Below are 18,939 nucleotides of genomic sequence, written 5' to 3'. Positions count from 1 at the left end.
AAGCCATTTTGGCCAAAATAAGTCATAGTGAAAATACTTAGTTATAATCAAAGAATTGGAAGTACTATCCCCATTGGGGGGAGGAGGAAGCCATGGGGATCGCTACAGTTAACCCAGCAACCGGGGAAACCATCAAAACCTTTGAGCCAGAGAGTCCGTCGTCGATTGCGACCAAGCTAACAGTTGCCCAAGAGGCGTTTGAGCAATACTGCCAAACATCAATGGAGCAAAGAGCAGAGTGGCTAAACGCAGCGGCGGAGATTGTAGAGCGGGATCGATTAAAATTCGGCCAGCTGATGACCACGGAGATGGGAAAACCCCTCAAAAGTGCGATCGCAGAAGCGCAAAAATGTGCTTTGGTTTGTCGGTACTACGCTGAACACGCAGCTGAATTCTTGGCAGATGTCCCAGCCTCTACCGATGCCACCCAAAGCTTTGTGCGCTACCAACCTCTAGGAGTAATTCTAGCAGTCATGCCCTGGAATTTTCCATTTTGGCAAGTCTTCCGTTTTGCTGCTCCAGCATTGATGGCGGGAAATGTGGGGTTGCTCAAACATGCCTCTAATGTGCCTCAATGCGCCTTAGCCATTGAGCAAATCTTTGCTGAAGCAGGATTTCCGGAAGGGGTGTTTCAGACCTTACTGATTGGTGCTGACCAAGTAGAGGCAGTAATTCAGGATCCACGGGTCAAAGCTGCCACCCTAACTGGTAGTGAGCTAGCAGGAGCCGCTTTAGCCGCTGCGGCTGGGACACAAATCAAGAAAACTGTCCTGGAACTAGGGGGAAGTGACCCGTTTATTGTCCTAGAAAGTGCCGATTTAGAAGCAGCAGCTACTACGGGTGTGACTGCTAGGATGCTCAATAACGGTCAATCGTGTATTGCAGCGAAACGGTTTATTGTGGTGGACGCAGTAGCCGATGAATTTCAGCAACGCCTACTGGAAAAATTCCAAGCCCTGAAAGTGGGAGATCCCATGGCGGAAGATACGGATATTGGCCCGTTGGCAACCCCTGGTATTCTTAGAGATTTAGACCAACAGGTACAAGCCTGCATTGAACAAGGGGCAAAGGTTCTTACCGGTGGCCATCCTTTAAGCGATCGCGCTGGTAACTTCTACCCCCCCACAATTCTAACTGACTTCCCACCAGGCACTCCAGCCGATAACGAAGAATTTTTTGGCCCTGTTGCTCTATTGTTTAGAGTTCCGGATATTGATGCTGCTATTAAGCTGGCCAATTCCACAGTATTTGGATTAGGAGCCAGTGCCTGGACCACCAATGAGGAGCAAATCCCCAGGCTGATTGATGAACTTGAAGCTGGAGCAGTGTTTATCAATGGCTTAGTCAAATCCGACCCCCGTTTACCCTTCGGTGGGATCAAACGTTCTGGGTATGGGCGAGAACTAAGCATTCAAGGGATACATGAGTTCGTAAACATCAAAACTGTTTGGGTGAAGTAAAAATTCTAGGTATTAGGCTAAAACCATTAGTAAGCATATGCGCTATGCGCACGCTGCTTGAGGTGCTATCAGCTATCAGCTATCAGCCTATGCGCTACGCGCACGCTACTTGAGGTGCTATCAGCCGTGCTTATGGGTCAAGTCCCAGCGTCGAAGCCTGTGCCACACTAGTTGAGGTACTTTTGAATAAAATAAGCTGACAGCTGACGGCTGACTGCTGAATGCTTACAACCATTAGCCTATAGCAATTCTATTTAAATCCTGAACAGTGACAGTTACTACTGACGGATTCTCCGACTCAGGAATCAGGAATCAGGACTCAGAACTATTCTTAAAATTAACCTTGTTGGTGAAGCTATCTGTGTATCCGTCTCTATCCCTGTGGTGCTGGTGAAGGGGAAAATAAAAAGTTTTTATGTAACATTTTTAACTTTTTTATATCAACTTTTTACTGTTAACTTTTATTAAAGTTACCCAGATAGAAGCCAGAATTGCCATACAACTCAGTACTCTGCTTCTTTCATGGTTATCAAAAGCTTATCAAAAGCTACTTTAACATTGCCCCAACCCCACTTAACTTCTGATAAATTGGCATACACCGGATATCAAATGCTAAATCTTTGTCTTGATGCAGTCGCTCATGGGGGAAACCCCCAAGACCGCGCTGCATCGCTTGTCATGAAATAATAACAAATATGGACGAAAGCTAATAGAAAAAGCTAAAAAGGAATCTCAAAATAAATCTAAAAATTATTTTTTACAATCAAAGATTATTTTGATACCAAAAACCTATATACCAGGGATGATTAGATATGGGTGACATGAATACCGCTGAACTATTGGTACATTGCTTAGAAAACGAAGGAGTCGAGTACGTTTTTGGACTACCTGGAGAAGAAAATCTCCATGTTCTAGAAGCTCTCAGACATTCTTCAATTAAATTTATTACCACTCGTCATGAACAGGGAGCAGCCTTTATGGCAGACGTTTACGGACGGCTGACAGGAAAGGCTGGAGTTTGCCTGTCTACCCTTGGTCCAGGGGCAACTAACTTAATGACTGGGGTTGCTGATGCCAATTTGGATGGAGCACCCCTAGTGGCAATCACTGGTCAGGTGGGAACGGACCGGATGCATATTGAGTCCCACCAGTACTTGGATTTGGTGGCAATGTTTGCTCCAGTGACTAAGTGGAACCGGCAAATTGTTCGCCCTGATACGACAGCAGAAATTGTCCGTAAAGCCTTTAAAATCGCTCAGACCGAAAAACCAGGAGCGGTACACATAGATTTGCCAGAAAACATTGCGGCTATGTCAGTCAATAGCCAACCCCTAGGCAAAGATGGTCGGGAAAAAACCTTTGCGTCTTTCCGTAGTTTGGGTAAGGCAGCTGTGGCAATTTCTAAGGCGAAAAATCCCCTAATCTTGGCGGGTAATGGCACAATTCGTGCTGGTGCTGCTGAAGCCTTAACCGAATTTGCCACCCGGATGAATATTCCAGTGGTCAATAGCTTCATGGGTAAAGGGTGTATTCCTTACACTCATCCCCTGGCCTTGTGGACTTTGGGATTACAACAACGAGACCACATCACCTGTGCTTTTGAGCAATCGGATTTGGTGATTGCGGTGGGATATGATTTGATTGAATATTCTCCGAAAAAGTGGAATCCAGAGGGCAAGATTCCTATTATTCATATCGGTGCCAGTCCAGCAGAAATTGATAAAAGCTACATTCCTTTAGTGGAGGTAGTAGGGGATATTTCTGACTCTCTCAAGGAAATTATGAAGCAGGGAGACCGGGAAGGTAAACCGATACCATCCGCTGCTGAACTTCGGTCGGAAATCCGAGAGGACTACGAACAGTATGCTAATGATGAAGGCTTTCCGATCAAGCCGCAAAAACTGATCTATGACCTACGCCAAGTCATGGAACCAGAAGATATTGTGATCTCTGATGTAGGAGCTCACAAGATGTGGATTGCTCGTCATTACCATTGTGATTGTCCCAATACCTGTATCATTTCTAATGGTTTCGCAGCGATGGGGATTGCTTTGCCAGGAGCAGTAGCGGCTAAGCTGGTTTATCCGGATCGGAATATCGTGGCAGTCACTGGTGATGGGGGCTTTATGATGAATTGCCAGGAACTTGAAACAGCACTCAGAGTAGGGACTGCCTTTGTGACACTGATTTTCAATGATGGTGGCTATGGCTTGATTGATTGGAAGCAACAAAATCACTTTGGTGAGTCGGCTTTCGTGAATTTTGGCAATCCAGATTTTGTCAAATTTGCTGAAAGTATGGGACTAAAAGGCTATCGTGTCAATTCAGTGGATGAGTTGATTCCTATCCTAGAAGAAGCATTAGCTCAAGATGTGCCTGCGGTGATTGATTGTCCGGTGGATTATGGCGAAAACCTGCGCTTTAGTCAAAAGACTGGTGATTTAACTTGCAAGATTTAAGGTTATTTGGGTTGGAGGTTGGAGGTTGGAGGTTGAAGGTTGTTGAAGGTTGAAGGTTGGAGGTTGAAGGTTGAAGGTTGAAGGTTGGAGGTTGTTGAAGGTTGTTCGCGTAGCGTGGCCTTTTGGCCAAGGTTGAAGGTTGCATGTTGAAGGTTGCAGGTTGCAGGTTGCAGGTTGTTCGCGTAGCGTGGCCTTTTGGCCAAGGTTGCAGGTTGCAGGTTCTAATCTTCCAGTTGTGAACCCTCTGTTCCCTGTTCCCTGTTCCCTGTTCCCTGTTCCCTGTTCCCTCAACAGTGAATAATTTTAAACCTACCCTACAAGGGATGCCAAGGGCAAACAACCGGTTAACTTTCAACCGGTTAATCTTCAACAGTGAAGAACCTTCAACCGGTTAACCTTCAACTTGTTAACCTTCAACTTGTTAACCTTCAACTTGTTAACCTTCAACCTATTAACCTTCAACTTGTTAACCTTCAACCTATTAACCTTCAACCGGTTAACCTTGGCCAAAAGGCCACGCTACGCGAACAACAAACCTTTGCGCCACAATGGCGAGACAGCAGCAATTTATATAGTTATCTTAAATTACATACAACTAGGTTGGTTTCAACAACCAATCATTGCATCAATGAATTTGGCACTAGAGAGTTGATCCAGGAAGAATAGGTGAAGGATTTTACTCTGGATTGGCAAAGTCTACTTTATCCTTCGCCAAACCTCTAGGGCTTAGAAAAAAACTCTTCCTAACTGGGAAGGAAAACTGCTTTACTGGCTGCGGAAGGAATAACTAAACTTTGGGCGATATATATATGATTGCCCTGATGTTTAATGCCTATCCATAATGGTCATTACTGGCTCGATTCTCTAGAGCAAGTTTAACCCAAATTAAACCTTTTGAAAAGGGAGAGTACTCAATATGGATGAGATGGAAATTTATAATTAGCGTCCTGCTGGTTCTGCTCTGTTTTCAACTTCGGAAAGCTTTATGGATTCCATCAAAGATTTGGACTTCATGACAGATGTGTCAGAAGATCAGCTCGACAAGATTGAAGGAGGCAGCGACAGCGGACGCCGCCGCGTTGTTGACCCCAAAGGCTTTGTCGGCGGAGGCCAGCCTATTATCATTAGTAATGACGTGGACTTGCAAGGACTTGCGATCGCTCAGGACGGTGGTACTGCAGTCGTTAACCAAAACGTTATTATCAAGCAATTTTTCGTATTATTTCCAGGCTTATTTAAAAAGCGTGCTGGTACCACTACCTGATCGCAATTTACGCTTTTAGTTGCTACAAATACGTCCTGGTTGGGAATGGGTAATGGGTGATTTAGTTTAAAATGCCCATTGCCTTCTTAAAACTTACCATCTCATAAAACTAGGATTATCTTGGATTTAGTTATGATAGGTTAGTTGGAAATCGTAGTTTTTAATGACTTTTTTATTAAGCTATAAAAACGTTTTTCAGTATCTAGTCGAAGAGGAAATTTGTGAAGCAAATCAGGAATCTCTGCTCCAGATTGAACCAAAATCTGGTAAAAACTTTAATTTGCTCGTGAGTTTGACTGAGGATCGCTATTTTCTGATTAAGCAAGAGCGTCACGATCATGAAGGGAAAACTAATGGTGATTTTTGGTACGAATGGCTTTTTTATGAGTTTTTACAAGAGTTTCCAGAGCTAAGCTCTATTCGCCCACTAATATCAGAGGCGATTCATTTTGATTTAAGTCGCTCAATTCTGGTTTTTAACTATCTTAATGACTATTGTGATTTAGCGTATTTTTATAGTAAAGAGCCGGTTTTTCCCACTAATATCGCTAGCCAGATCGGAGCTACTATAGCCACAATCCATCGCACGACTCTATACTGTCAGCAATATAAAGACTTCTTGAACTCTAATTATAAACAGCTACCGATTGACGAAGAGGTTGACTTTCTTGAAAGGCTAGAACGAATTGAACCAGACGTTTTTGGGATCTATTCTGAAGATTCTCTTGAATTCTTTAGACTTTATCAGCGCTACGAGAGTTTAGGGCAAGCGCTCGCAGAACTTAACGAAACTTGGGACCCTTGCTGTCTGATCCACAATGACCTAAAACTGAAAAACATATTACTGCACCTTGAGTGGGAGCAATGCCTCTCTAAAAATAAACTAGAAGCGAGAAGCATTGTTAGAGTAATTGATTGGGAGAAATTCACTTGGGGAGATCCAACCTTAGATTTAGGAACCATTATTGCTAGCTATCTACAAATTTGGCTGAGTAGCTTGGTGATCAGTACAGCAATCGATGTTGAAACTGCTTTGCGTCTAGCCACAACTCCCCTTGAGGTAATTCAACCTAGCCTTGTTGCTCTAACTCAAGCTTATTTGGCTCACTTTCCAGAAATTATTGAGCGACGTCAGAATTTTTTGAGACGAGCTATGCAATTTGCTGGGTTTGTGTTGATTCGCAAAATTCATATAAAGATCAATAACCTCAAACCCTTTGACAACAGAGGTATCTGTATGCTTCAGGTTGCTAAGACCTTGTTATGCCATCCAGAGCAATCAATCGAGATTGTTTTTGGCATCACAGAATCTGAACTCATTTGTCCTAGCCGTATTCCTGCCTAAATCCTAAGGTGTTGATTATGCAATTACTGGATGCTTTACGAACTCAACGACTGGATTCTTCTATACCTGGATTGCTTGATGTTTTTTCTGACATTCTTAACAATGTTCAGATTGAATCTAATTTCTATATTACTCATCCAGAGTACAAACCCCTGGAACTTCCTGATGAAGTGGTAGCTCGTTTTCAGCAACTACCCTTAAAGATCCAGAATAGGTATCTGAGCCTGCAACTGCGAACGTTTCTCTACCGTATCTACTACAACGGCTCTTATCAAACTACTCTTGCAGCGGATCACAATTCAAATGGTTGGGCAGTTGACGAGGATTTAGAGAACAATACCGTAAGGGGGCTTAACCTAGAGTTTTGCCAGCGATTGTGCGAAAGTAATCGCTCTCAAGGCTACTTTGATCCAGGGTGGTTAGTGGTAAGGCAGGAAAGTGATGGTAGTCTGGCTGTGGAAAAGAAGGGTCTAATTCTGCACATTAGGCCAGATTTCCATTTACAACCGATTGATAGGGCTGCTACTATAGGGAGCTTAGTGGCAATCCGGATGCCCCCTAATTTAGTTCAAAACGGATTCTATGTAGCGGTTGGGAATGCTGGTCGAGTTAATCCTTGTCATTCAGATGGTGACCACCAGACAGTAAATGTCTATTTTAATCTCAGTCCTGAAGGTGCAGTTGCTGTTATGAAAGCTATCACTGAGGGATTGAACCGAGTCAAAATTCCGTTCACGTTTAAGGTGCTATACAATCCTTCTGACTACGGGCGTTATGATTCAGGGATTCTGTGCTTTGAAAAGGCTAATTATAAAACAGTCAAACCCATGCTTAAGACTGTTTATGCTCAACACAAATCCCATTTTATGCAAGGGGTGCCTCTGTTTACCAAGCAGCTGTTACCAGGACTGGCTCTATCAGAAGAACCGGATTATAAATTTACAGCTAAAGAAGATTTTGGGATGAATCGCTGCCAAATTGTTGCTAATGCGTTACTAGAAGCTTGGCTACAAGGTCACGACTCCCCAGAAGGTCGGATGAATTTTATCCTCCACAACTTTTCTTTGCTTGGAATTGATATCAAGCGTCCTTACTTGAATGCTAACTCGAAAGATATTTATAGCGCTACGCGCAAGTGAGAAGTCAGAAGTCAGAAGTCAGAAGTAAGCTATGATTAAGTTTCGGAGTTTAGTAATGTCCTAATCTTAATGGGTAGTGCTATACTAAAGCCTAATCGCACACAAGTAGTAATTTTAGCTTCCGTTACCTTTACCAGACCGTAGCCAAACCACTACATGTTGACCAATACCAAGGCTATATCATCTGCTCGATCGCAAGAAAATCCTGTTCTATCTGAGCACACAGAGACTTATTGTAGGGGTCAGTCTTGAGGGCTTTTCTGAGATAATTTCTAGCTTTATCGAGCTTGTGCTGTTTAAGCAAGTGTCTTGCCCAACTTTGATAAGCGATCGCTTGCCACTGGCGCACTTCTGGGTCTTGGGGCATTCTTTGGGCCAAGGCTTCGACTAATGCGATCGCTCTCATCAACCGTCGCTCTCGAAGCAATTGCTGGAGTTGATGATAGGAATCCCACTTCAGCTGTTGTTCAACTGCTGAGAGGGGTTGATTGAATTCAACGGATGGTGGCTTAGGCGTGACCCAAGTTGAGGTTGCCGGATGTGAGTCCTCAGGCTGATTAGTGTGATTACCAAAGCTAGTGGCGGAGGTTAAGACTGGTTCACGGTCAGACTCATCAATAGCAGTGAGGAGAAGCTTATAAGCCTCCGTAAACCGAATAAACTTTTCTTGGGCAAGCTTGTCTCCAGGGTTAATATCAGGATGATACCGACGTGCCAGACGCCGATAAGACTCCTTTACTTCAACCTGCTTTGCTCCTGGACCGACACCCAATAAGCGATAGCAATCAGCCAGATTCATCAATGGGATAAGTAATCAATAAGCGTTGAGACAGATTTACCTGTTTTCTATATATAGATTACCCTGTTCAATAATGTCACTACTTTTCCCTTTATAATACTTGATCAGCTGATCATCAAACAGCCATTACCCACCAAGACGGTTACAACCCAGTTTCTGGTTATAAATCAAAGTGTAATTACGGTTAATAACCGGCTTGGGGGCGTAAGTACTGATCAAATTTACCAGACCAAAACTCTAGAGAGCTCTCTGGTCAATGACTTGGTCAATCAAGCCATACTCCTTGGCTTCATCGGCTGACATGAAAAAGTCCCGATCCATGTCTTTTTCAATTTTCTCTAGGGCTTGACCAGTATTTTGGGCGTAGATTTCATTGAGTTGATGGCGGATCCGCAAAATTTCTCTAGCTTCAATCTCAATATCCGTAGCTTGTCCACGGGTTCCCCCAGAGGGTTGGTGAATCATAATCCTGGAGTGAGGCAAAGCTATCCGTTTTCCTTTCTTACCTGCAGCTAGCAGGAAAGACCCCATGGAGGCAGCTAGACCAACACAAACGGTTACTACATCGGATTTGATATGCTGCATGGTGTCATAAATAGCCATGCCTGCGGTGACTGAACCACCAGGAGAGTTTATGTAGAGGATAATATCTTTGCTATTATCTTCAGAGTCGAGATATAGCATCACCGCAATGATCTGGTTGGTGATTTCGTCATCAACCTCTTTGCCTAGAAAAATAATCCGTTCCCGGTAGAGACGGTTGTAGATGTCAATCCATTCAGTATACTGACTTCCTGGCATCTGGTAGGGAACTTTGGGCACACCAATTGGCATAATTTGCTCCGAGTTATTAATAGATTATGGGAAGCTGATAGCTAATAGCTGATACGCGACACGCTGATAGCTGATAGCTGAATGCTTACAACTTAAGTAATACCAGCAGGAATTGGAGTATCAAGCTCTTGAGGTTCTAACACCCTGTCGATCAGACCATACTCTTGGGCTTGGTGAGGTGTCATGTAAAGGAACCGATCCATATCCTTGGCAATTTTTTCTTGGGCTTGACCGGTATTGCGAGACAAGATATCCAGCATCGTCTTCTTATTGGTCAGAACTTCTTGAGCACGAATTTGGATATCCGTGGCTTGACCCTGGGCATAACTCCTGGGCTGATGTAGGACAATAGTGGCATTGGGTAAACTTGCCCGACAGCCTTTAGTTCCTGCGGAGAGTAGCATCGCTGCCATCCCGAGGGCTGAACCAATACAAATGGTGTGGATAGGGGGCTTGATGTAATTGATGGTGTCACAGATGGCAAACGCTTCGGTTTCAAAACCCACAGGTTGGCCATCGTAACGGGATGTGCCGGTGGAATTGATGTAAATTTTAATGGGCTTGTCTGGGTCGTCGTACTGTAAATACAGCAGTTCGGCAATAATTAATTCAGTTACCGCACTCACCAAGGGCATACCCAAATATACAATCCGCTCACTTAACAACAGCGAGGGTAAGTCTGGTGGCGGTGTGCGGTAGGCAGGTCTACCATAGTAGGTAGATTGAACAGCCTGGATGGGTCGTTTCATGATATTTGGGGCTGCAATAATGGCACTATCTTTAACCAGTGTAGCTTGCCATACTTTCTTCGTGATTTTCTTCGTGTCGGTTAGCCCCCTAAAGGTTAAAACTGTAACATAGGGGAAAACTTCCTTATTTGGGGCTTATTGTAAGCAGCTCAATGGCTACAGCCATGCTGAGCGATAGCCTCTACACCCATTATCAATTACCCTTGCTGCCTGAGGAGCTATCTAAAATGAAAGTTGGTTTGCACCCAGCCCTTAACGATACTAATATTGATGCTAATCAACCGAGTAGTCAGCGTCAATTATCCGTGGCGATTTCTGCGATCGCTGCTTCCTCTAGTCGAAGTGTACCCTTGAATTTGTGTCTGGTACTCGACCACAGTGGCTCCATGCATGGGCAGCCCCTGGAAACTGTCAAGCAAGCAGCAGTGGGGTTAATTGAGCGCCTGCAACCGGATGACCGCCTCTCGATTGTGGCCTTTGACCACAGAGCCAAAGTGCTAGTTCGCAATCAACCGATGGGCAACCTAGACCAAATCAAACGAAAGATTAACCGACTTGCGGCTGATGGGGGTACCGCCATTGATGAAGGTCTAAAGCTAGGGGTTAAAGAATTAATTAAAGCTAAACAAGACACGGTATCTCAGGTGTTTCTGCTCACTGATGGGGAAAACGAACATGGAAATAATGAAAGCTGCATAAAATTAGCTGAACTGGCTGCTGAAAATAACTTGACTATCAACAGTCTGGGATTCGGTTCCAACTGGAACCAAGATATTTTGGAAAAAATTTCGGATATTGCTACTGGTAGCTTGTCTTACATTGAAGAACCAGAGCAAGCCCTGAGTGAGTTTGCACGTTTGTTCAACCGCATGCAGTCTGTGGGCTTAACTAATGCTTATCTGTTGTTGGATTTAATGCCAAAAGTGCGGTTAGCAGAACTCAAACCCATCGCCCAAGTAGAACCAGATGCGATTGAACTGCCAGCACAATCACAAGGCGATCGCTTCATGGTACGTTTGGGAGACTTGATGACTGATTCAAAACGGGTGATTCTCGCTAACTTGTATGTTGGTAAAATGCCAGAGGGTCGTCAAACCATTGCCCATGTACAAGTCAAATATGATGACCCATCCAGTGGTGCCCAAGAGTTACTCTCGGAAATCGTGCCAGTTCAGGCGAATTTCCAGGAGGCTTATCAACCAGTTCCCAATCCTGAGGTACAGAAGCATATTCTAGCTTTAGCTAAATACCGTCAGACTCAAATTGCGGAAACAAAATTACAGCAGGGCGATCGCGCTGGGGCTGCCACCATGTTACAAACTGCGGCAAAAACCGCTATCCAGATGGGGGATAAAGGAGCTGCAACGGTACTGCAAACCAATGCTACGATTTTGCAAACTGGGGAAGAGCTCTCAGAAGCTGATCGTAAGAAAACCAGAATTGTGTCTAAGACTCTGTTACAAGAGTGATCAATTGCAGGAGTAATCAAAAGGGTAGGGCATGATGGTTGCCCCCCTTTGCCAAAATATTTGCTTATACCAACAGGAATTACCCAGTCAGTCCTGTCCAAATATCTTGCTACACATCGGATCAGCCTATAAACTCCTCATCTAAAGGCTGACTAGGATCGGGCTGGGGGGATGCCATCTATGCCTAAAGATATAGGCCGAAAGTAATAACTTAAACAATCACACTTAAACCCTTAGACGTAAACACTTAGATTTAAACACTTATAAATAAGGATTATCAGCCATTATTTGGTTTTATAGGCGTAATTAGGATTAATTACGCCTATTTACTGCTGTTTACTATTCACACCTTAGGCTTTTTACCTTTTTGTCGGGTTTTTACACCTGAACCTGTACGGTCAACCCTACAGCCAGTCCCTGTCAAGCTATTGCAACAAAAATTTACAAAGTGTTATATTTATTTACAGAAAGACGAAAGGAGAAAAAAAGCAAATGACTTTCAGCACTAACACCATGACCAAGTCCACTATGTACACCACCGTTGATGAAACTGGAGTGCTCAATAACTACGCTCCTGAAACCGAGATTTACTACGCAGATTTCCCTTCACCAGAACAGCAACGTAATTATATTTCCCAAGGTGCTATAGCTAGCTTCTTAGTCAGCTTGTTAATTTTGACCGCCTTCGGTATCAGCTAAGACCATTCCTTACTTGTTAGACCCAAAGCTTGTAAAACACAAAGACGAAAGGAGAAAAAACCAAATGACTTTCAGCACTAACACCATTACCAAGTCCACTATGTACACCACCGTTGATGAAACTGGAGTGCTCAACAACTACGCCCCTGAAACCGAGATTTACTACGCAGATTTCCCTTCAGTAGAACAGCAGCGTAATTATATTTCCCAAGGTGCTATTGCTAGCTTCTTAGTCAGCTTGTTAATTTTGACCGCCTTCGGTATCAGCTAAACCATTCGTTACTTATTTGACCACTACCTCGTAAAACACAAAGGAGAAAATGATGACTATTGTAATTGCACTGTTAATTGTGGGTTGGACTGCTGCAGCTCTAATTGGTACTCAAGCTTACTTCCGTGGTGAGCAAACCAAACCCATCCATGAGCGCAACTGGCGTAGTGAGTCTTTCAACAAACTGGCCAAATCCGTGACTGGTCAAGAAACTGACTATAGCGATCGCACTCCGGCCTATGCCATGGATGCTTTTGCTAGCAACTCTCTGCCCAATTCCTAATAACAAAGCATTTGACACTTTAATCAAGCAATGCTTTAAGGGTTTGACCCAAACCTCGTAAAACATAGACGAAAGGAGAAAAAACCAAATGACTTTCAGCACTGACACCATTACCAAGTCCACTATGTACACCACCGTTGATGAAACCGGAGTGCTCAACAACTACGCTCCTGAAACCGAGATTTACTACGCAGATTTCCCTTCAGTAGAACAGCAGCGTAATTATATTTCCCAAGGTGCTATAGCTAGCTTGTTAGTCAGCTTGTTAATTTTGACCGCCTTCGGTATCAGCTAAACCATTCGTTACTTATTTGACCACTACCTCGTAAAACACAAAGGAGAAAATGATGACTATTGTAATTTCACTGTTAATTGTTGGTTGGACTGCTGCGGCGCTAATTGGTACTCAAGCTTACTTCCGTGGTGAGCAAACCAAGCCCATCCATGAGCGCAACTGGCGTAGTAAGTCTTTCAACAAACTGGCTAAATCCGTCACTGGTCAAGAAACTGACTATAGCGATCGCACTCCGGCCTATGCCATGGATGCTTTTGCTAGCAACTCTCTGCCCAATTCCTAATCTTGAAGCATTTGACAGATTAAGCAATGCTTTAACGGTTTGACCCAAAGCTTGTAAAAAACACAAAGGAGAAAATGATGACTATTGTAATTGCACTGTTAATTGTTGGTTGGACTGCTGGGGCGCTAATTGGTACTCAAGCTTACTTCCGTGGTGAGCAAACCAAGCCCATCCATGAGCGCAACTGGCGTAGTAAGTCTTTCAACAAACTGGCCAAATCCTTCACTGGTCAAGACACTGACTATAGCGATCGCACTCCGGCCTATGCCATGGATGCTTTTGCTAGCAACTCTCTGCCCAATTCCTAAACCAGAGGTCGATGCAGTCTTCAGTGCTCACTAAATTGATTCGCTGGTTACAGGAAGAGTTACAGATTCCTGGGGCTTCCATTGCCCTGGCCCTACGCCAGGGCGAACCAAGCCCAAACTTTTTACCCATGATTCTTTGGCAATACGGACTAATTACATTAGATCAATTAGATCAAATCTTTGATTGGTTGGAAGCCGTCTAAGTCTATTTCTGAATAGAAAGCTTTGCCTAGAGTTGACCATATGATCACTCTATGATCAACTCATCTAAATTTTAGAAGCCTTACTAACAAAAGATTGCATAACTAGTAAGCATAAATACTTATCTAATCCATCTAAATTTTAGAAGCCTTACTAAGAAAAGATTTCACAACTAGTAAGCAAAAATACTTATCGTAGGTATTTCAAAATAAGATGGGAATACCGCTGAGCAAGTAAGTCACGGATTTTAGAGTTAATACCAATTCTCAGGGCTGACACCGCTACACGTCAATTTCATATCCCCATCACCCCATCTGAATCTGTAGTCCTGCTTTGAACAATTTGTATAACTTTTAACCCTACCCTGGTAGGCTAAGAATGAGGGCTTTCACCCTCTATAAGAAAAAGATTTTAAACAAAGACTACGTTGCATCTATGAGTATTAAAGACAAACCTCAACCCCCTCGATCTCGCCTAATTGGCAATATTCTCTTGTTTTTAGGGGGTTTATTTCTCGTAGCTAACTTATTCTTGCCTGGGTTTTTTGGACCGAAAATCCCTCGGGTACCCTACAGCTTGTTTATTGACCAAGTCCAAGATGGAAAGGTAGCGCGGGTTTATGTTGGGCAAGACCAAATCCAATATCAGCTCAAAGCTGATACTGAACAGCAAGGACAAATTCTGATCACGACCCCAATCTATGACCTAGAGTTACCCCAACGGTTAGAAGATAAAGGAGTAGAATTTGCTGCTGCTCCTCCCCCTAAACGAAGCTGGTTTACCATCGTGCTCAGCTGGGTGATACCTCCACTAATTTTTGTTGGCATTTTGCAGTTTTTTGCAGGGCGTTTTGGTGGTGGTGGACCCCAAGGTGCTTTGTCTATTAGCAAGAGTAAAGCTAAGGTTTATGTGCAAGATGATACCACTAAAGTTACCTTTAATGATGTGGCTGGGGTAGAAGAAGCCAAGACTGAATTACAGGAAATTGTGGATTTTCTTAAAACGCCCCAACGGTTTACTAACATAGGAGCACGAATTCCAAAAGGAGTGCTATTAGTTGGACCTCCTGGAACGGGTAAAACCCTAATGGCTAAAGCAGTAGCTGGGGAAGCTGGTGTACCATTCTTTAGTATTTCTGGATCTGAGTTTGTAGAACTGTTTGTTGGTGCTGGTGCTGCCAGAGTCCGGGATTTATTTGAACAGGCCAAAAAGAAAGCTCCCTGTATTATTTTCATTGATGAGTTGGATGCTATTGGTAAATCCCGTGCTAGTGGTTCTGGTTTTGTTGGTGGGAACGATGAGCGGGAACAAACCCTCAACCAGTTGCTAACGGAAATGGATGGGTTTGCTGCTGGTGATGCTACGGTAATTGTGCTAGCAGCCACTAACCGCCCTGAAACCCTAGATCCAGCTCTGTTACGACCAGGACGATTCGATCGACAAGTGTTAGTAGACCGTCCCGATTTATCCGGTCGCTTGAAAATTCTAGAAATCTATGCTAAGAAAGTGAAGCTGGGGGAGGATGTGGATCTAAAAGCGATCGCAACTCGTACTCCTGGTTTTGCTGGTGCTGACCTTGCTAATCTGGTTAATGAAGCAGCGCTGTTAGCTGCCCGCAACCGCAAAGAAAAAGTAACCCAGGCAGACTTTGCGGAAGCGATTGAGCGAGTAGTGGCTGGTCTAGAGAAGAAAAGCCGGGTACTCAATGACAAAGAGAAAACCATCGTTGCTTACCATGAAGTCGGTCATGCTCTAGTTGGTGCTTTGATGCCTGGTGGAAGTAAAGTCGCTAAAATCTCGATTGTGCCACGGGGGATGGCAGCACTAGGCTACACCTTGCAAATGCCTACAGAAGACCGCTTCTTAATGGACGAGAAAGAACTCCAAGGTCAGATTGCTACCTTACTTGGTGGACGGGCAGCAGAAGAGATTGTGTTTAATAGCATTACCACTGGCGCTTCCAATGACCTCCAACGAGCTACGGATTTAGCGGAGCAGATGGTAACCACCTATGGCATGAGTAAAGTTCTCGGACCGTTAGCTTACCAGAAAGGTCAGCAGTCAAGCTTTCTCGGAGATGGGATGATGAATCCCCGCCGCAATGTCAGCGATGAAACTGCTAAGGCGATTGATGATGAAGTCAAAGAGATTGTCGAAACAGGTCATCAACAAGCATTAGCGATTCTGAACGAGAATCGGGAGTTGCTCGAAACCATTGCTAAAGAAATATTGGACACGGAAGTAATTGAGGGTGACAAATTGCAAGAGCTTTTGAGTAAAGTTAAGTCTGCCGAGCAGGAGCCTGCTGTCGTTTAATCGCAATTTTCAATTGCAAGGATTACAAGGGTTGGGTGCGGAGTTTCCCCGTGCCCAACCCTTGTTTATTCAAGTAATATGGGATATTAGGCAAAATTAAAAGGATAATATGACGATCACAGGTGAGATGAAATCCAAGGTTGATAAGCTTTGGACAACTTTCTGGAATAATGGCATTAGCAACCCTCTTTCTGTGATCGAACAGATTTCCTATTTACTGTTTATCAAACGTCTGGATGACCTGGAACTGCTGAAGGAAAAGAAGAAAGCAAGGGGTTTGGGAGAGCGAGACAACGATCCAATTTTCCCAGAGGACAAACAGCGATCGCGTTGGTCCCATTTTAAGAACAAGAGCGATGCAGAGGAAATGTTGGCCATTGTTCGGGATGAAGCATTCCCCTTTATCAAGAATCTGGGGACTACTGGGGGCGGTAATGCTTACACTCGCCACATGAAGGATGCGGTGTTTTTAATTGCTAGTCCGGCATTGTTGGCTAATGTAGTGACTCAGATCGATAGTATTCCGATGGAGGATCGGGATACCAAGGGCGACCTCTATGAGTATATGCTGTCTAAGCTGACTACAGCAGGAACTAACGGACAGTTTCGCACTCCCCGCCACATTATTAAGATGATGGTGGAACTGATGGAGCCAGGAGCAAAGGGAATAATTAAGGAAATAATTTGTGACCCTGCTTGTGGTACTGGGGGGTTTTTGGTTGCTGCTGCTGAGTACTTACAGCAGTTGAAAGATGATGGTAAGTTGCTTCTTAATGCCCCAGGAAACAGGGAACACTTTAATAGGGAGATGTTCCACGGGTTTGATTTTGATGGGACAATGCTGCGCATCGGTAGCATGAACCTGATGTTACACGGTATTGAAGACCCGTCTATTGAAGCGCGGGATTCTCTATCAGAGGATTATGCTGATCGTAAAGAAGCGTTTACGTTGATTTTAGCTAATCCACCCTTTAAGGGTTCGGTAGAGAAGTCTACTATTGCTAAAGATTTAACTAAAGTTATTTCTACTACTAAGACAGAGTTACTGTTTTTACCTTTGTTTTTGCGGCTGTTGAAAATCGGGGGACGTGCTGCTGTAATTGTACCTGATGGGGTATTGTTTGGTTCATCTAAGGCTCATAAGAAGATTCGCAGTATTTTAATAGAGAATCATGAGCTAGAAGGGGTGATATCTATGCCTTCTGGGGTGTTCAAACCCTATGCAGGTGTTTCAACAGCGGTGATTATTTTTACTAAGGTTGGAGTAGAGGCGGATGGCACGGATTTTGTTTGGTTCTATGACATGAAGGCTGATGGGTTGTCATTAGATGATAAACGTCAGCCCGTGGAAGAGAATGATATCCCGGATCTGTTGGAGAAGTGGAAGCAGCGGGACAGTAGTCAAGAGTCGGATCGGAAGGCTAAGGCATTCTTTGTACCCAAGGATGAGATTAAAGCAAATGGGTATGATTTATCTATCAATCGCTACAAGGAAATTGAGTATGAAGAGGTGGAGTATGAACCACCCAAGGTTATTTTAGAAAAATTGCGGACGCTTGAGGATGAAATTCGGGCAGATCTTGATGAACTGGAGGGGATGTTGGGATAAGTTGCAACACAGTTGAATTCTTTTATCATTGAAACCAAAATGTAATTAATATCTGAGGAATGAAAACAAAAGAGGAAATTTGGCAAGGTGTTAGTCAAATTGTAGCGGGTTATCCTCTGCTAGAGTGCGATCGTTGTGCTATGTCGGTGATGGAGTGGTTAAGACAGAATGGAGTAGAAGGCAAAATTATCAGGTTAAGAACAAAAAGACGAAATGAAGTCTTTATCATCAGCGATCGCTATGGAACAGGGGAGTCAATTACAGAAAATGGAATTCATTATGGTGTAGAGGTTTTCGGAAAAGTGTTTGATAATTTATCTAGGGAGGGTTTATCGAGAGAAGCTTGGTTGAATGACTTTCATTGTCCTAGTGGCAAGTTTATTGTGGACGAATTAACATCGTTATAACTTAAATAGGTGAATAGTAGTGTTGTTATGAATGGATTATTTGATGTTCTAGAAAAAATCGAAAAATGCCCTGGTATGTATATTGGTCGTCCTTCGGTAACCGATTTATTTATGTTTTTAGTTGGCTATGAATTTGCTCGCAGTGAGATGGATATTGAGTTGACTGAAGCAGAAGCAAAATTTTATGAGGACTTTCAACCTTGGCTACAGGAAAAACTGGGGGTTAAGTCGGTTACCTCATGGGCTAAGTTAATTATGCTTTCTTGTCATGATGAAAAAGTAGGTTTTGAATATTTTTTTCGGTTGTTGGCTGAATTTAAACAAAACCATGGCTTGTTAGCTACAGAATCAAGTTCTGAATTTGTTCGTCAATCATGATTATTGCTGAAGGTCAAAAAAAATTAGAAACTTGGCACCAGGCATCAGCAGTTTCAGTACCTGCATATAGCCCTTCGCATCAGTAGGGTTCTCGAACCGAGCGAAAAGCACTGGTGGCATCGGTCGTAACAACCTAACAACCACCCATGTCTTGATGCAGTCGCTCATGGGGGAAACCACGCCAGTTGCTCATGGGGAGGGGCTGTGTGCGGAACTTGCTTCCGCACCTTGTAAGCCCCGTGGGAACCCCCAAGACCGCACTGGCTCCCCAAGACCGCGCTGCATCGCTGGGTATAGGCGTCTATGGGACATAATATTAAGTTATCTCCTGTAAAGGGGACCCAGAGCCAGCCTGTGGCCTTGGAAAACTC

General features: G+C 43.8%; 24 protein-coding genes. 19 read left to right on the top strand and 5 right to left on the bottom strand.

All coding sequences use genetic code 11. The features are described 5' to 3' along the window. The first annotated feature begins 92 nt into the window (after window positions 1–92). Complete coding sequence (locus F6K46_RS01630) at window positions 93–1,460, top strand: NAD-dependent succinate-semialdehyde dehydrogenase (protein WP_293060504.1); 1,368 nt, start codon at window positions 93–95, stop codon at window positions 1,458–1,460. A gap of 547 nt (window positions 1,461–2,007) precedes the next feature. Here the strand turns inward: F6K46_RS01630 and F6K46_RS01625 are convergent. Beyond that, on the bottom strand, window positions 2,008–2,130 hold the full coding sequence (locus F6K46_RS01625; RefSeq protein ID WP_269087008.1) for a hypothetical protein: 123 nt from the start codon (window positions 2,128–2,130) through the stop codon (window positions 2,008–2,010). 151 nt (window positions 2,131–2,281) lie between these two features. Here F6K46_RS01625 and F6K46_RS01620 point away from each other — a divergent pair, with 151 nt between their 5' ends. Next, window positions 2,282–3,919: an acetolactate synthase large subunit gene (locus F6K46_RS01620; protein WP_366510734.1), complete on the top strand. Its 1,638-nt coding sequence runs from the start codon at window positions 2,282–2,284 to the stop codon at window positions 3,917–3,919. Window positions 3,920–3,921: 2 nt separating this feature from the next. Here the strand turns inward: F6K46_RS01620 and F6K46_RS01615 are convergent, their stop codons facing one another. Then, on the bottom strand, window positions 3,922–4,122 hold the full coding sequence (locus F6K46_RS01615; protein WP_293060500.1) for a restriction endonuclease: 201 nt from the start codon (window positions 4,120–4,122) through the stop codon (window positions 3,922–3,924). Between the two features lie 169 nt (window positions 4,123–4,291). Between F6K46_RS01615 and F6K46_RS01610 the strand changes: the two genes are divergently transcribed. From F6K46_RS01610 to F6K46_RS01595, 4 genes are all read left to right on the top strand, one after another. Further along, window positions 4,292–4,585: a hypothetical protein gene (locus F6K46_RS01610; protein WP_293060498.1), complete on the top strand. Its 294-nt coding sequence runs from the start codon at window positions 4,292–4,294 to the stop codon at window positions 4,583–4,585. Window positions 4,586–4,904: 319 nt separating this feature from the next. After that, a complete protein-coding gene (locus F6K46_RS01605) occupies window positions 4,905–5,183 on the top strand; it encodes a hypothetical protein (RefSeq protein WP_293060496.1) in 279 nt (92 codons plus the stop codon). Window positions 5,184–5,346: 163 nt separating this feature from the next. Continuing rightward, window positions 5,347–6,528 (top strand): phosphotransferase, encoded by a 1,182-nt coding sequence (locus tag F6K46_RS01600; RefSeq protein ID WP_293060494.1) that lies wholly within the window; start codon window positions 5,347–5,349, stop codon window positions 6,526–6,528. Window positions 6,529–6,545: 17 nt separating this feature from the next. Beyond that, the gene (locus tag F6K46_RS01595; RefSeq protein ID WP_293060492.1) at window positions 6,546–7,667 is read left to right on the top strand and encodes a T3SS effector HopA1 family protein; all 1,122 of its coding nucleotides are present in this window, start codon (window positions 6,546–6,548) and stop codon (window positions 7,665–7,667) included. A gap of 175 nt (window positions 7,668–7,842) precedes the next feature. Here F6K46_RS01595 and F6K46_RS01590 read toward each other — a convergent pair whose 3' ends face one another. The 3 genes from F6K46_RS01590 to F6K46_RS01580 all read right to left on the bottom strand — a co-directional run bounded on the left by F6K46_RS01590 (window position 7,843) and on the right by F6K46_RS01580 (window position 10,049). Next, the gene (locus tag F6K46_RS01590) at window positions 7,843–8,466 is read right to left on the bottom strand and encodes a DnaJ domain-containing protein (RefSeq protein ID WP_293060490.1); all 624 of its coding nucleotides are present in this window, start codon (window positions 8,464–8,466) and stop codon (window positions 7,843–7,845) included. A 237-nt stretch (window positions 8,467–8,703) separates the two neighbouring features. Further along, the gene (locus tag F6K46_RS01585) at window positions 8,704–9,300 is read right to left on the bottom strand and encodes an ATP-dependent Clp protease proteolytic subunit (protein ID WP_075900331.1); all 597 of its coding nucleotides are present in this window, start codon (window positions 9,298–9,300) and stop codon (window positions 8,704–8,706) included. 92 nt (window positions 9,301–9,392) lie between these two features. After that, window positions 9,393–10,049 (bottom strand): ATP-dependent Clp protease proteolytic subunit, encoded by a 657-nt coding sequence (locus F6K46_RS01580; protein WP_075900329.1) that lies wholly within the window; start codon window positions 10,047–10,049, stop codon window positions 9,393–9,395. A 227-nt stretch (window positions 10,050–10,276) separates the two neighbouring features. On the opposite strand from F6K46_RS01580, the gene F6K46_RS01575 reads away from it, so the two are divergent. The 13 genes from F6K46_RS01575 to F6K46_RS01515 all read left to right on the top strand — a co-directional run bounded on the left by F6K46_RS01575 (window position 10,277) and on the right by F6K46_RS01515 (window position 18,902). Then, entirely contained in the window at window positions 10,277–11,518 is a 1,242-nt protein-coding gene (locus F6K46_RS01575) for a VWA domain-containing protein (RefSeq protein ID WP_075906155.1), read from the top strand. Between the two features lie 492 nt (window positions 11,519–12,010). Continuing rightward, on the top strand, window positions 12,011–12,217 hold the full coding sequence (locus tag F6K46_RS01570) for a ssl1498 family light-harvesting-like protein (RefSeq protein WP_075900327.1): 207 nt from the start codon (window positions 12,011–12,013) through the stop codon (window positions 12,215–12,217). A 64-nt stretch (window positions 12,218–12,281) separates the two neighbouring features. After that, window positions 12,282–12,488: a ssl1498 family light-harvesting-like protein gene (locus F6K46_RS01565; RefSeq protein ID WP_075900325.1), complete on the top strand. Its 207-nt coding sequence runs from the start codon at window positions 12,282–12,284 to the stop codon at window positions 12,486–12,488. 52 nt (window positions 12,489–12,540) lie between these two features. Beyond that, window positions 12,541–12,771, top strand: a complete 231-nt coding sequence (locus F6K46_RS01560) for a hypothetical protein (protein ID WP_198954070.1) — start codon at window positions 12,541–12,543, stop codon at window positions 12,769–12,771. Between the two features lie 88 nt (window positions 12,772–12,859). After that, window positions 12,860–13,066, top strand: coding sequence for a ssl1498 family light-harvesting-like protein (locus F6K46_RS01555; RefSeq protein WP_070393419.1), 207 nt, complete (start codon window positions 12,860–12,862; stop codon window positions 13,064–13,066). 52 nt (window positions 13,067–13,118) lie between these two features. Further along, on the top strand, window positions 13,119–13,349 hold the full coding sequence (locus F6K46_RS01550; protein WP_198954069.1) for a hypothetical protein: 231 nt from the start codon (window positions 13,119–13,121) through the stop codon (window positions 13,347–13,349). Window positions 13,350–13,426: 77 nt separating this feature from the next. Beyond that, a complete protein-coding gene (locus tag F6K46_RS01545; RefSeq protein ID WP_293060508.1) occupies window positions 13,427–13,657 on the top strand; it encodes a hypothetical protein in 231 nt (76 codons plus the stop codon). An 11-nt stretch (window positions 13,658–13,668) separates the two neighbouring features. Beyond that, window positions 13,669–13,860 carry a DUF2949 domain-containing protein gene (locus F6K46_RS01540; RefSeq protein ID WP_070393413.1) on the top strand — a complete coding sequence of 64 codons (192 nt, stop codon included), beginning with the start codon at window positions 13,669–13,671 and terminating at the stop codon, window positions 13,858–13,860. A 433-nt stretch (window positions 13,861–14,293) separates the two neighbouring features. Next, window positions 14,294–16,174: an ATP-dependent zinc metalloprotease FtsH4 gene (ftsH4, locus tag F6K46_RS01535; protein ID WP_075906153.1), complete on the top strand. Its 1,881-nt coding sequence runs from the start codon at window positions 14,294–14,296 to the stop codon at window positions 16,172–16,174. A 109-nt stretch (window positions 16,175–16,283) separates the two neighbouring features. Next, on the top strand, window positions 16,284–17,783 hold the full coding sequence (locus F6K46_RS01530) for a class I SAM-dependent DNA methyltransferase (RefSeq protein ID WP_293060486.1): 1,500 nt from the start codon (window positions 16,284–16,286) through the stop codon (window positions 17,781–17,783). Window positions 17,784–17,842: 59 nt separating this feature from the next. Then, complete coding sequence (locus F6K46_RS01525; protein ID WP_075900313.1) at window positions 17,843–18,190, top strand: papain fold toxin domain-containing protein; 348 nt, start codon at window positions 17,843–17,845, stop codon at window positions 18,188–18,190. 27 nt (window positions 18,191–18,217) lie between these two features. Beyond that, window positions 18,218–18,568, top strand: coding sequence for a hypothetical protein (locus tag F6K46_RS01520; protein ID WP_075900311.1), 351 nt, complete (start codon window positions 18,218–18,220; stop codon window positions 18,566–18,568). Between the two features lie 154 nt (window positions 18,569–18,722). Beyond that, window positions 18,723–18,902, top strand: coding sequence for a hypothetical protein (locus tag F6K46_RS01515; RefSeq protein WP_293060483.1), 180 nt, complete (start codon window positions 18,723–18,725; stop codon window positions 18,900–18,902). The last annotated feature ends 37 nt before the right edge of the window (window positions 18,903–18,939 follow it).

Source organism: Moorena sp. SIO3E8 (assembly GCF_010692445.1).
Classification (GTDB): Bacteria; Cyanobacteriota; Cyanobacteriia; order Cyanobacteriales; family Coleofasciculaceae; genus Moorena; species Moorena bouillonii.
This window is presented reverse-complemented; position numbering and strand designations above follow the sequence as displayed.

Coding starts and splice junctions, on each gene's coding strand:
- F6K46_RS01630 (WP_293060504.1), top strand. CDS start 93: ATGGGGATCGCTACAGTTAACCCAGCAACCGGGGAAACCATCAAAACC.
- F6K46_RS01625 (WP_269087008.1), bottom strand. CDS start 2,130: ATGCAGCGCGGTCTTGGGGGTTTCCCCCATGAGCGACTGCATCAAGAC.
- F6K46_RS01620 (WP_366510734.1), top strand. CDS start 2,282: ATGAATACCGCTGAACTATTGGTACATTGCTTAGAAAACGAAGGAGTC.
- F6K46_RS01605 (WP_293060496.1), top strand. CDS start 4,905: ATGGATTCCATCAAAGATTTGGACTTCATGACAGATGTGTCAGAAGAT.
- F6K46_RS01600 (WP_293060494.1), top strand. CDS start 5,347: ATGACTTTTTTATTAAGCTATAAAAACGTTTTTCAGTATCTAGTCGAA.
- F6K46_RS01595 (WP_293060492.1), top strand. CDS start 6,546: ATGCAATTACTGGATGCTTTACGAACTCAACGACTGGATTCTTCTATA.
- F6K46_RS01590 (WP_293060490.1), bottom strand. CDS start 8,466: ATGAATCTGGCTGATTGCTATCGCTTATTGGGTGTCGGTCCAGGAGCA.
- F6K46_RS01585 (WP_075900331.1), bottom strand. CDS start 9,300: ATGCCAATTGGTGTGCCCAAAGTTCCCTACCAGATGCCAGGAAGTCAG.
- F6K46_RS01580 (WP_075900329.1), bottom strand. CDS start 10,049: ATGAAACGACCCATCCAGGCTGTTCAATCTACCTACTATGGTAGACCT.
- F6K46_RS01575 (WP_075906155.1), top strand. CDS start 10,277: ATGAAAGTTGGTTTGCACCCAGCCCTTAACGATACTAATATTGATGCT.
- F6K46_RS01570 (WP_075900327.1), top strand. CDS start 12,011: ATGACTTTCAGCACTAACACCATGACCAAGTCCACTATGTACACCACC.
- F6K46_RS01565 (WP_075900325.1), top strand. CDS start 12,282: ATGACTTTCAGCACTAACACCATTACCAAGTCCACTATGTACACCACC.
- F6K46_RS01560 (WP_198954070.1), top strand. CDS start 12,541: ATGACTATTGTAATTGCACTGTTAATTGTGGGTTGGACTGCTGCAGCT.
- F6K46_RS01555 (WP_070393419.1), top strand. CDS start 12,860: ATGACTTTCAGCACTGACACCATTACCAAGTCCACTATGTACACCACC.
- F6K46_RS01550 (WP_198954069.1), top strand. CDS start 13,119: ATGACTATTGTAATTTCACTGTTAATTGTTGGTTGGACTGCTGCGGCG.
- F6K46_RS01545 (WP_293060508.1), top strand. CDS start 13,427: ATGACTATTGTAATTGCACTGTTAATTGTTGGTTGGACTGCTGGGGCG.
- F6K46_RS01540 (WP_070393413.1), top strand. CDS start 13,669: ATGCAGTCTTCAGTGCTCACTAAATTGATTCGCTGGTTACAGGAAGAG.
- ftsH4 (WP_075906153.1), top strand. CDS start 14,294: ATGAGTATTAAAGACAAACCTCAACCCCCTCGATCTCGCCTAATTGGC.
- F6K46_RS01530 (WP_293060486.1), top strand. CDS start 16,284: ATGACGATCACAGGTGAGATGAAATCCAAGGTTGATAAGCTTTGGACA.
- F6K46_RS01525 (WP_075900313.1), top strand. CDS start 17,843: ATGAAAACAAAAGAGGAAATTTGGCAAGGTGTTAGTCAAATTGTAGCG.
- F6K46_RS01520 (WP_075900311.1), top strand. CDS start 18,218: ATGAATGGATTATTTGATGTTCTAGAAAAAATCGAAAAATGCCCTGGT.
- F6K46_RS01515 (WP_293060483.1), top strand. CDS start 18,723: ATGCAGTCGCTCATGGGGGAAACCACGCCAGTTGCTCATGGGGAGGGG.